Annotated in this window: 10 protein-coding genes, 3 tRNA genes and 1 pseudogene; 4 read left to right on the plus strand and 10 right to left on the minus strand. The window is 61.2% G+C overall.

Annotated elements, in window-relative coordinates:
- Positions 1–60: 60 nt before the first annotated feature.
- The 5 genes from ACE03M_RS03500 to ACE03M_RS03520 all read right to left on the minus strand — a co-directional run bounded on the left by ACE03M_RS03500 (position 61) and on the right by ACE03M_RS03520 (position 2,856).
- On the minus strand, positions 61–489 hold the full coding sequence (locus ACE03M_RS03500) for a hypothetical protein (protein ID WP_485932766.1): 429 nt from the start codon (positions 487–489) through the stop codon (positions 61–63).
- A 28-nt stretch (positions 490–517) separates the two neighbouring features.
- Entirely contained in the window at positions 518–1,126 is a 609-nt protein-coding gene (locus ACE03M_RS03505; RefSeq protein ID WP_485932767.1) for a hypothetical protein, read from the minus strand.
- A 678-nt stretch (positions 1,127–1,804) separates the two neighbouring features.
- A tRNA-Met gene (locus ACE03M_RS03510) sits at positions 1,805–1,878 on the minus strand.
- 26 nt (positions 1,879–1,904) lie between these two features.
- Positions 1,905–1,977 (minus strand) — tRNA-Thr (locus ACE03M_RS03515).
- A 78-nt stretch (positions 1,978–2,055) separates the two neighbouring features.
- Positions 2,056–2,856 (minus strand): glycerophosphodiester phosphodiesterase, encoded by an 801-nt coding sequence (locus ACE03M_RS03520; RefSeq protein WP_143921983.1) that lies wholly within the window; start codon positions 2,854–2,856, stop codon positions 2,056–2,058.
- A 235-nt stretch (positions 2,857–3,091) separates the two neighbouring features.
- Here ACE03M_RS03520 and ACE03M_RS03525 point away from each other — a divergent pair, with 235 nt between their 5' ends.
- Positions 3,092–4,264, plus strand: a complete 1,173-nt coding sequence (locus ACE03M_RS03525; protein WP_143921984.1) for a hypothetical protein — start codon at positions 3,092–3,094, stop codon at positions 4,262–4,264.
- A complete protein-coding gene (locus ACE03M_RS03530; protein ID WP_485932768.1) occupies positions 4,261–5,466 on the plus strand; it encodes a M20 metallopeptidase family protein in 1,206 nt (401 codons plus the stop codon). The genes ACE03M_RS03525 and ACE03M_RS03530 overlap by 4 nt, the downstream gene beginning before the upstream one ends.
- On the opposite strand, the gene ACE03M_RS03535 is transcribed toward ACE03M_RS03530, so the two are convergent.
- The gene (locus ACE03M_RS03535) at positions 5,463–5,978 is read right to left on the minus strand and encodes a DnaJ family domain-containing protein (protein WP_485932769.1); all 516 of its coding nucleotides are present in this window, start codon (positions 5,976–5,978) and stop codon (positions 5,463–5,465) included. The two genes, ACE03M_RS03530 and ACE03M_RS03535, sit on opposite strands and share 4 nt — an antisense overlap.
- A gap of 116 nt (positions 5,979–6,094) precedes the next feature.
- Positions 6,095–6,176 (minus strand) — tRNA-Tyr (locus tag ACE03M_RS03540).
- Between the two features lie 145 nt (positions 6,177–6,321).
- On the opposite strand from ACE03M_RS03540, the gene ACE03M_RS03545 reads away from it, so the two are divergent.
- Together ACE03M_RS03545 and ACE03M_RS03550 are read left to right on the plus strand one after the other, a co-directional pair.
- The gene (locus tag ACE03M_RS03545; RefSeq protein WP_186293020.1) at positions 6,322–6,813 is read left to right on the plus strand and encodes a YajQ family cyclic di-GMP-binding protein; all 492 of its coding nucleotides are present in this window, start codon (positions 6,322–6,324) and stop codon (positions 6,811–6,813) included.
- 197 nt (positions 6,814–7,010) lie between these two features.
- Complete coding sequence (locus ACE03M_RS03550; protein WP_485932770.1) at positions 7,011–8,426, plus strand: hypothetical protein; 1,416 nt, start codon at positions 7,011–7,013, stop codon at positions 8,424–8,426.
- A gap of 171 nt (positions 8,427–8,597) precedes the next feature.
- Here the strand turns inward: ACE03M_RS03550 and ACE03M_RS03555 are convergent.
- From ACE03M_RS03555 to ACE03M_RS03565, 3 genes and pseudogenes are all read right to left on the minus strand, one after another.
- Positions 8,598–8,801 (minus strand): annotated as a pseudogene (locus ACE03M_RS03555) (TetR/AcrR family transcriptional regulator); the annotation flags it as partial.
- A 51-nt stretch (positions 8,802–8,852) separates the two neighbouring features.
- The gene (locus tag ACE03M_RS03560) at positions 8,853–9,767 is read right to left on the minus strand and encodes a GTP pyrophosphokinase (RefSeq protein WP_485932771.1); all 915 of its coding nucleotides are present in this window, start codon (positions 9,765–9,767) and stop codon (positions 8,853–8,855) included.
- 152 nt (positions 9,768–9,919) lie between these two features.
- Positions 9,920–10,972 (minus strand): ferredoxin--NADP reductase domain-containing protein (locus tag ACE03M_RS03565; RefSeq protein WP_485932772.1); only part of this gene is annotated, 1,053 nt, incomplete at its 5' end.

Raw genomic sequence — 10,972 nt, forward strand, 5'->3', positions numbered from 1 at the left:
GGGCAGAACCGCCAGTGGTTCCCCCCCGTCCAGTGCTAAGGAAAAGCGTGCGTGCCTCGTCTAGTTGTCGATTTTGTCCCAGTCCGCGGGTTCATCGACGACTGGGAAGTTGCCATCCAGCCGAATGTCGCCAACGGTAATGACCTGAATATGACCAATCGCAAGCATTTTGCGGGCGTTGGCCTGCTGGTACATCACGGACTCGATGGCTGCATCAGTCAACAGGTCGAGAACTTCCCCCTCAGGGGATTCTCTGATCGTCGACATGTAAAAATAGCCATACACGGTATCGCCAGGCTCAACCCAATGCCCCTCCGAATCATTGATGAACCGTTCTTCCCAACTGACTTCGTAATCCGAGCGTTCGGCCTCGAACCGCTCACAATCTCGCTCGTCAGTCACAATCCCTATGAACGGATCGATCATCTCTTCCGAGTCGAACGGCGAAGGCTGTTTAGCGAAGAGTAAAAATACCTTCTGGTTACCCATAATCACCTCATCTGCATGTCAGCGGACTCTAGTGCGGACCGCATTGCACTGAGAGTATCGGCGAAGTCACCCGCGCCCAAAGTGTCCGGCCCTGATACCGCAGTCGGCCAATCGAGCTGGCTGACCATTTGTGTGTCTTCGTTCCCTTGCACTTGTAATTTATGTTCGTCTGCGTGAATTTCACCGTATAGTACTTCTTCTTGTATTTGCCGCCCGTACGAAGGTCCTTGTCGTTAGCGGTTTGCGGGATTTGGATCCCGGCCTTGGCCCATATGAGACTGTTCTTCACCCTCAGCTGGGAAGCCATTTTGATTCCGGTCACATTTTTTGTGCAGACCGTGACCGGTTTCACGCCACCGTACTTGTGTCCGGCTGACTTTCGGGTGTGGAATCCGGCAGGGTGCAAGGTGCAGGGGCCGTACCGTTTGTATGCTGCCTGGGCCGAGATACCCTGCGGGTGTTCTTTCTCGATCGCGTCGAGTTTCCGCATCGCTTCTTCTTCGGTGTCGGCCTCAACGTAGGGAGACGGACCCTGCGACGATGTGATTCCTTCTTCGCTGACTTCGTCTGGTTCGGAAGCTGTGGCTGGGGTGAATGCGAAGCTGAGAAGGAGGAACGTCAGGGTTGCGCAGGCCAATGCTGGTCTTGATCTCCTCACAGTGGCGCCTTTCGATGAGCGGAGAGTTCGTTCGCTGTTAGTAGCGAACGGACTGACACTATGTCGGGTGTGATCTCGGGCGCATCCCCCGTAAATATGAAGTTTGGGCAGTTTCAGTGAGAACCGGTGGAGACAAATGGGGTACAGGATGGGGCCATTTCAGACCGTCAGGGTGAGGCCAGTTCTAGTGACATAGCCACGTACCCGCGACCAACGCTAGGGAGAGGACGAACAGGGAGGCAACAAGAGTGCCAAGCACTCGCTTCAACGTATTCACAAAGGAACCTTTCATAAATGCGGGTGTCGTCACATCGCCGAGATGGGGACGTGGCGGACTCCGTCGTCGTATCGTGTGCATTTCCGGCAGGTGCGGGAGTTGGCCGGTTTGGAATGGGTGGTGCCGCGGTCGATTCGTAAGACCGTGGCGACGACCATCTACGGTGCAGACGGGCTCGACAATGCGTCGAAGCAGCTTGGGCATTCGGAGATCGGGTGACGGCTAAGCACTATGTGCAGCGGCTCAACATTGGGCCTCGTGGAGTGGTGGGCCTGCTCGACTCCTGGTTCCAAAACCCATCGTAAGCGCATTTCTGGCCGCGATTGGGCAATAAAAAACTCCCCCACCGGGCTATATGCCCTGGTGAGGGAGGAAGTGAGTAGCGGGAGGGGGACTCGATCCCCCGACCTCACGATTATGAGTCGTGCGCTCTAACCAGCTGAGCTACCCCGCCCCAGCACCGCATTTAAGCGGCACGAGAGCCCCGAAAGGGATTCGAACCCTTGACCTTCTCCTTACCATGGAGATGCTCTACCGACTGAGCTATCGGGGCAACAGGTAAGAATTTACACGGCTTCGCGCAGCGAGGGCAAATCGGCGTTCAGTGACGTCACTCACAGACTGCAGGAGTTCACATCACCGGGTCGAATCGACCCGCCAGGAAACCCTGCAGACGGCCGGGCTGGTTGGTGATGATGCCATCGACCTCGGCATCAAGGAGCTCACGCCATTCGTCCATGGAATCAGCCGTCCACACGAATACGCCCAAGTCATTGTCACGGATCTCGGTGACAACGGACCTGCGCATGGAGAAGCCCTTGAATGAGGGATTGATCGCGACGGCACCCAGGGCCCGTGCCAACTCGATGTCTTCAGGGCGCGGGACCATGCGCAGAAGGAACCGCGAAACCATCGGCAGCATGTCTCTGCAGGCCGCCAGCGTCTCGGTGTTGAAGGACTGTACGACCATCCGGTCAGCGGTTCCGGTCGCAACGACGAGCTCGGAGATCTGAGCCACCGCACCGGAGGACCACTCCCCCTTGAGTTCGAGCAGGAGCTCACCGCCGCGGTGCTGGATATCTCGCATCACTGCTGCCAGCGTGGGTATCCGGACACCGGTGAATCCCGGACCCATCCAGGAGCCGGCGTCGACGAAGGAAAGCTCTTCCGCCGTCAGGTTCGCCACCGGTCCTTTCCGATTCGTGGTCCGATCCAGATCCGGATCATGGAGGATGACCGGGACCCCATCGGCGCTCGTCGAGGTGTCGACTTCGATGAAGTCCACGTCGAGGGCACGTGCCGCATCCACTGCGGCGAGGCTGTTCTCCGGGGCCACTGCGGAATAACCGCGGTGCGCGATCACCAGGGGACGCTTCGAGGAACCAGGTCGCTCAGTGATGCCTCGTTCGTGCAGGAACTGCAGAAAACTCATACGCCCAGACTATGCCCTGCCCCGGCTCTCGCCTCAATCCGGGCGCACTCCGTCTCACCTCACTGCACGGTCATGCTGGACCTGAATCGTCTTCATTATCTTGAATGCTGAGAAAGGCATAGGCACTATCCGAAAACAGGCAATAACGTACTCTCTGTGAGCTGCTTCATATCCACGCCGTTGTGGATGTGACAACCGAGCCCACACGACACTCACCATCTTCGAAAGGATCGCTATGGAAGGCATCTACGCTGCCGCGATCGTGCTCGGCTTCATCGCCATCGGCGAATTGGTCTCGATCTGGTCCAAGGCTCGCATCCCCAGCCTCCTCGTGGCGATGCTGGGAATCTTCATCTTCGCCAAGATCGGCATCGTCCCGGACACCGTCGTCGACGATTCGATGCTCGTCCAGGTCTACACCATCCTCGTGGCTCCTCTGCTCTTCCACATGGGTACGCTTATCCCTCTGCGCGTGATGCTCAAGCAGTGGCGCTCGGTCATCATCGCCGTCTCCGGAATGCTCGTCGCCGTACTTCTCATCTTCTTCATCATCGCTCCCATCTTCGGATTCGAGACCTTCGTAGCAGGTTCGGGACCACTGGCGGGCGGCATCGTCGCCACCAGCCTGACGACCGAGGGCCTGACAGCGTCCGGAGCCGCATCGGCGATCATCGTGCTTCCGGCTCTGGTGCTCATGCTGCAGTCGCTGCCGTCGATGCCGCTGACGAATTTCCTGCTCCGCCGCTATGCGACGAAGCTGCGTGACAGCGGCGAACTCCACGAGCTGGCCGCGGCTCATCATGAGGACGAGGCCGACGCCGCCGCGAAGAAGAAGCTCGTGACCCTGCCGGCGTTCCTCGTAGACAACCAGCTGTTCATGCTCTTCCTCATCCTCGTCGGGGGCTCCATCGCAACCCTGCTTGCCGGCCCGACGCACATCCCGTCATCGATCCTCGCACTCGTCCTCGGCATCGTCGCAACCGCAATCGGCCTGTCCCCGGACAAGGCGATGGAGCGGTCAAACTCCTTCGGCATCGCCATGTCCGGCGTGATCGCCATCGTCATGGCCCCGCTGGTCTCGGCCTCGGTGCAGGACGTCATCAACGCCTTCCTGCCCACCATCTCGATCCTCGTCGTCGGCGGCATCGGCATCGTTGTCGGTGGCTACATCGCTACGAAGCTGCTGAGGTGGAAGGCCACTCTGGGAATGTCGGTGGCACTGACCTCCATGTACGGCTTTCCTGCCGACTACCTGCTGACCAACGAGGTCGCTCGCTCCATCGCCCGTGACGAGGACGAGAAGGAAGCCCTCCTCAATGTCATGTTGCCGCCGATGCTCGTCGGCGGGTTCACCTCGGTCAGTGCCGGTTCCGTCGTCATCGCCAGCGTCCTCGTGGGAATGCTGTGAGCACCCTTCTGAGCGAGGCGAATGCCCTCCTACCCCAGCTGCAGGAATTCCGACGACGTCTCCACTCCCACCCCGAGGTCGGCCTCGATCTGCCGCACACCCAGGCCGCGGTTCTCACTGCCTTGGAAGGACTCGATCTGGAGGTGAGCACGGGCGTTGAGACCACCTCGGTGGTGGCAGTCCTGCGTGGAACCCACCCCGAGCGGCCCGCGCATGCTCCGGCTGTCCTTCTACGCGGCGACATGGACGCGCTGCCCGTCGAAGAACTCACCGACGAACCGTTCAGGTCGACGAATGGGAACATGCACGCCTGTGGTCATGATCTGCACACCGCGGGACTCGTGGGTGCCGTCCAACTGCTGCATGCGCACCGGGAAGAGCTCGCAGGCGATGTCGTCTTCATGTTCCAACCCGGCGAGGAGGGTTACAACGGCGCCTCAGTGATGATCAACGAGGGTGTCCTCGACGCTGCGGGACGTCGGGTGATCGCCGCCTTTGGAGCCCATGTCCACATGGGCTCCAGAGGAGTCGTCTCGACGAAGCCCGGAACACTGCAGGCCGGTTCCAATGTCCTCCACATCACCCTGCACGGACGAGGCGGCCACGGATCCCAGCCGCAGTCGGCGATCGACCCAGTCCCGGCCCTGGCCGAACTCGTGACCGCGCTGCAGAATATGGTCAGCCGACGCATCAGCACCTTCGACCCGATCGCCCTGTCCGTGACACAGCTGACGGCCGGTGAGGCGGTCAACGTCATCCCCGCCTCGGCGAGCCTCGGTGCCACGGTCCGCACCCTGTCCCAGGAGTCATTGGACACGGTGCGGTCGCAATCGAAGCAGTTGGCCAGAGGAATCGCGGAGGCCCACGGATGCACCGCCGAGGTGGACTTCCAGGTTCAGTACCCCGTGACCGTCAACGACGAGGCTGAGACCGCATGGACCATCGACCAGGTCCGCGGCCTGCTGGGCGAAGACCGGATGGAGGTCTCACCGCACCCGATCATGCCCAGTGAGGACTTCTCATTCGTCCTTCAGGAGGTTCCGGGCACCTATATGATGCTCGGCGCCAAGCGCACGGACGTGCCCGAGGAACGGCAGGGCGACAACCACTCCCCCTTCGTCATCTTCGACGACACAGTGCTCGGCGATCAGGCGGCACTGCTGTCTCACCTGGCCCTCGAACGTCTGCGCGCGGAGATCTAGCTCCGCTTCCTCTGCCACCACCGCCGAGGCTGTTCCCGCTCCTCGCCCTGACCTGTGGTCGGGGCCGGGGGCGGGTTCGGCGTTGGCGCAGGCTTCGCAGCTCGGCGTCGGCGCCAGGCCGCGACCTCATCCTCGACCTTCCGGGGCGGGGTGAACACGGGCGGTCCCTCGCGCAGATCCATAATGGCGTCACGGACACGATCGTTGAACCCGGCGAGATAGCTGCGCACGTCGGCCTCTCTCGAAAAGGCATCGAGCGTGTCCTCGAGGACGGCGTTCTCCTTGCGCAGCTGGAAGGCGGCGGGAGCCACGCCGCTCATGTCTTCCTGATCCATCTTGGCCTTGACCCACCAGTCGGGATCTTCCGAGTTGTGGAGACCGGATAGGGGCTTGCCAAGACCGGGCAGGTCGTCGAAGTCGCCGCGTCTGATCGCTTTGTCCAGAGCGGATTCGACGATTGCGTTGCGATCCTCGAGCGAACCTATGCGACGGGGAGGCTGTTCTTCGTTCATGGCGACGATTCCATTCGGCTTTTCTTCCACAGTAGAGAAGCGCCGGGGGCCGCGCAATGGGGGTGAATGCGAAGAAGCCCCCGGATCCGAAGATCACGGGGCTTCTCACTTCTGCGTGGCAGATGAAGGATTCGAACCTTCGAAGGCAATGCCGGCTGATTTACAGTCAGCTCCCTTTGGCCGCTCGGGCAATCTGCCGCAGTGTGTGCTCGATGAGCACTTGAAAATACTACAAGCACCCACCCCGAATCACCAACTCGATAGACGCAGATCACAATTATGCGTCTCGACTACACTCGGTGACCAGATACTCGTCCATCTTCTCACCACACAAGGAGCATTCATGGCCAGCGAATCCTCATTCGACGTCGTCAGCAAGGTCGACCGGCAGGAGGCCGACAACGCATTGAACCAGGCCGCCAAGGAGATCAACTCACGCTATGATTTCCGCGGCACCGACGCCTCGATCGCCTGGACCGGAGAAGCCATCCAGATGAAGGCCGTCAGCGAGGACCGCGTCAAGGCGATCCTCGACGTCTTCCAGTCGAAGCTGGTCAAGCGCGGCATCTCGCTGAAGTCCCTCGAAGACGGCGAACCCTATCCTTCGGGCAAGGAATACCGCATCGATGCCAGCCTCAAAGAGGGCATCGACAAAGACAATGCGAAGAAGATCTCGAAGTACATCCGAGACGAGGGCCCCAAGGGCGTCAAGGCACAGATCCAGGGCGAGGAGCTGCGCGTGAGCTCGAAGAAGCGCGACGACCTGCAGGAAGTCATCGCCCTGCTCAAGGGCAAGGACCTCGATCTCGACCTGCAGTTCGTCAACTACCGCTGAGTCGCAACGATCGGTAAGCAGCACTCCCCTCACCCACATCCCCGCTTGCCCCCATGACTGGTCCTCTCTGCGGCCAGCATGTCTCAATAAGACGTTGTCTGACGGCTCGAGACGCGCTCTGAGCTGGTTATGACGGCAGGTGTCGGCGATGGTCGCCTGCCCCACCGCCGCCCCGCGCACGACGGCAGGATGGCGGCATGTCCAGCACATTCCCCACAGCCACCGTCATCGGCTATCCGCACATCGGCCCGAATCGTGAGCAGACGAAGGCTCTCGCGAACTATTGGGCAGGCCGCATCGATGCCGAGGGTTTCTCACAGTGCATGCGCTCCCTGCGGCTGAACACCTACAGTCGCCTGCGGGAGCTTGGTTTGGACGAGGACTATTCGATCCCCGCCTCCTACAGCCACTGCGACCATGTCCTCGACACTGCCCTGAGCGTCGGACTCATCGAGTCGCAGCCCACCGGCACCGACTTCGACCTCGATGAATACTTCGCCGCGGCACGGGCCACGGGGCAGCGAACGCCCCTGGGGGTCGACGGGTGGTTCGATGCCAACTATCGCCACCTGGTGCCGGAACTCAAGGATTCCACCCCGTTCAGGGCCCGGCCCCAGCACCTTCTCTCGCTGGTGTCGGAGGCACGAGGCGCCGGTCACACGATCCGACCTGTCCTTGTCGGTCCCGTGACCCTGCTGGCCCTGTCGAAGACCAGCCCAGACACGAACATCTCGGCGTTCGACCGGCTCGACGAACTCACTGTCGCCTACCTCGACGTCATCAGCATTCTCGCCGCGGCAGGAGTCGACTGGGTTCAGCTGGACGAACCTGCTCTCGTGACCGACTTCGACGAACACTCCGATTCCGAGCTCGCCGAGGCCGCCTCCCGTGCCTACACCGCCCTGAACAGGTCGAACACTCGCCCGCAGATCTTCGTCACGGCCCCGCACGGAAGTCTGCGAGCAGGGTTGTCCGCGCTGGCGCATTCTGGCATCGATGCCCTTGGTGTGGACGTCTCAGCAGCCACCCGCGCGTCCGATCCGGACTATGCATGCCGCATCGCCGCGGAGACTCCAACCTCAGTCCACCTCGTCGCCGGTATCATCGACGGCTGCACTGCTATGGCCGACAACCTGTCCACCAGCTTGTCGGTCCTGCAGGACTGTGATCGCGAATCACTCAGCGTCTCCACCTCGACTTCGGTGGTGGATACTCCCCACGCGGTGTCAGCCGAGACCGAGCTGAACGTTCATGAGGCTTCGCCGCCCTCCGCGGCCGAGGAGAAGGTCACCGCGGTGAAGACCCTGGCAATCGCGTGGACCGACAGGCCCGATGACACAAGGCGGAGCTCACCTCGAGTAGGTCGACCACATGGCCCTCTGCGAGAAATCGGCGACCCGCAGCAGCTCGTTGCGTCTGACACCGTGTTTCGCCTGGACAGCCAGACCGTGCCAGAGCGCCTGCACAAAGCCGGCGACGACATCACCGTCGGTTCCGCCCAGGATCTCGCCCTCGTCAATCGCTCTGGTAACGCGAGTTCGGAGAAGTCCTTCGTTCTTCGTCAGCATGGTGGATATGTCTCCGCGCGCCTTGCGCGTCGCCGGCACCTCTGACATGACTGCGCTGGTGATGAGACAACCGGGGTTCGAATCCGCGGGTTGAGTGAACTCGATGACCGAGGATCTCAGCAGCTCATCGACGACGGTCCTGATGGACTGCGCGGCGACCGCCTGTTCGTACAGAGCGGTGTAGCGCCGGGCGTAGACCCGAACGCACTCGTCGAACAGTCCGGACTTGCTGTCGAATGCCGAGTACAGGCTCGACGTCGAAATACCGATCGCCGAACTCAGGTGCCGAGTCGACGTTCCGCTGTAGCCGAGGCGCCAGAACAATCGTGCGGCGTCGAGCAGGGCCCGGGCTCGATCGAACTCGAGCGGCCGTCCACGGCTATTCGCTTCCACCCTTGCATTGTAGAGCGTCTGCTCCACAATTATTTATGGAGCAGACGTTCCAGAAATGATCTGATGCCGAATCTGAGCTCATGCCAGTTCCCTCGGGATGTAGTACAGGCCCTTTGAATCCTCTTCGACGGTGACGCGCAGGCGGTCGTCGACGCTGACGAAGTCGTTGACCTTGATCGTGCCCTTGGAGTCGCTGAGTTTGCGGACGGCGAAGGCGGGGATGAGACCTTGACGGCCATCGCCGTCGACCGCCAGCGCGTACTTCGGGCCCGTGGCCCTCACCTTCACCTCGATCGTGGAGTCGGTGGCCGAGGGCACACCGGTGTCGAGGTCGGGGTTCGTCAGGGCAGAGAGTTCGACTGCGAGGGTATCGGCCATGTCATCGACAGTTGCGAGCATGTTCGCCATCGCCCGGGCGAACTCACCGTGCAGCTCACTGGGCTTCATCGCCGCGCCGGGTTTGTACATATCCTCGTGAGTCAGCTCGCCCCAGGCGTCTTGGAGCCTGGTCTTGACTTGGATCTCTGCGAAGACCGGCGCACCCTGGTCGGAGGGAATCTGCAGGGTCACATGGCAGGCCCGGTAGCCGCTGGGCTTTGGTGGGTCAACGTAGTTCTTCTGCTCGATGAGAACGAAGGCGCCCAGCTGCTCCGGATCTCTGAGCGAGTCGAACATCATCTTCTGGTCGCGCGGTGATTTGCACAGCACCTTGACTCCGACGATGTCTCGGATGTGATCCTCAACGTCACGTGGAGAGGAAATCCGCAGCTCCGGGTCGTCGGCGGACTTTTCGACGAGCTTGGCGATGGTGCGAGCCGGATCCTTGATGCGATGCCCGTCGACGTCAAGGCGGGAGATGTCCTTGTCTTTCAGGAGACCCTTCTGCTGCTGTTTGAGCCAGTGTTTGATTCGCACGGCGGCAGATTCCCAGGCGTCGCGCCGTTGCGCATAGGCCTGCGAGACCACTTCCCTCATCGCCGAATCCGCGCTCACCGTACCTCCTCTGTCACAGGGTCCTCACTGCTCCCATCAAACCACGAGCGCGCCACCGATACGGTGACGCGCTCGCAGATTTCTGGATTGAGTTGTCGAACTCAGTGCCTTGTCTGACTCAGTGCTTTGTCTGACTCAGTGGCTCGTCGAAGTCAGTGGCCCGATGCGGGCTGGCTGGCCGCTTCCGCCTGGAGGTGGCTACGGGCCTCGAAGAGCATACCCTCGCGAGTTGCGATCTTCACTCGCTCACGACCTTCGGCTTCGCCGAGCGCCTTCTCTGCTGTCTCCACGCGATGGTAGCCTTCCCAATCCACGTAGTCGACGCCCTTGGACTCGAGCAGTTCGACGATCGCGGAGTCATCCGGATACACAGGCTCCGTCAGGACACCCGCGGCACGGTCATCGAGGATATGACCGATCGTCTCCAGGGCATCACCCTTCGTGTGACCGATCAGGCCGACAGGACCACGCTTGATCCAACCAGTCGCATACACGCCCTGCACCACGTCTGCATCGGCAGAGACCTTCTGGTCATCTGCGTCGACGACCCGACCCTCATGGTTCGGGATGACTCCCCGGCCGGAGTCGAAGGGCAGCTGCGGAAGTGCTGTGCCGGCATAGCCGACGGCGCGGTACACGGCGTCGATCTCCCAATCATGGAAGGTGCCGGTGCCGTTGACTCCACCGGATCCGTCGAGTTCCATCCGCTCCGTGCGCAGCCCCGTGACCTTGTCCTCGCCGAGGATGGTCACCGGGGAATGGAGGAAGTGCAGGTGCAGACGTCGCTTGGCTCCCACCGGCTCACGCATCGTGAAGTCCGTGAGCGTCTTCGCAACCTGCTTGGTCTGATTGTTCGACTCGATCGCAGCCAGCGACCCCTCATCGAACTCATAGTCTTCGGGGTAGACGATGATGTCGACATCCTTGACATGCCCCAGCTCACGCAGCTCCAACGGGGTGAACTTCGCCTGCGCAGGACCACGCCGACCAAACACATGCACATCGGTGACCTTCGAGGACTTCAGACCCTCGTAGACATGATCAGGAATCTCCGTCGTGTGCATATCATCAGCCTGCTTCGCCAGCACGCGTGCAACATCCAAAGCAACATTGCCATTGCCGATGACCGCGACCTTTTCGGCATCCAAAGGCCAGGTCTGGGCCACGTCCGGATGCGAGTCGTACCAGTTGACGAAGTCAGCGGC

The organism is Brevibacterium sp. AGC70, assembly GCF_057334195.1.

Bases quoted from the DNA above. Each gene is read 5' to 3' on its own strand.
- ACE03M_RS03500 (WP_485932766.1), bottom strand. From the start codon at position 489: ATGGGTAACCAGAAGGTATTTTTACTCTTCGCTAAACAGCCTTCGCCG.
- ACE03M_RS03520 (WP_143921983.1), bottom strand. From the start codon at position 2,856: ATGAGTTTTCTGCAGTTCCTGCACGAACGAGGCATCACTGAGCGACCT.
- ACE03M_RS03525 (WP_143921984.1), top strand. From the start codon at position 3,092: ATGGAAGGCATCTACGCTGCCGCGATCGTGCTCGGCTTCATCGCCATC.
- ACE03M_RS03535 (WP_485932769.1), bottom strand. From the start codon at position 5,978: ATGAACGAAGAACAGCCTCCCCGTCGCATAGGTTCGCTCGAGGATCGC.
- ACE03M_RS03545 (WP_186293020.1), top strand. From the start codon at position 6,322: ATGGCCAGCGAATCCTCATTCGACGTCGTCAGCAAGGTCGACCGGCAG.
- ACE03M_RS03550 (WP_485932770.1), top strand. From the start codon at position 7,011: ATGTCCAGCACATTCCCCACAGCCACCGTCATCGGCTATCCGCACATC.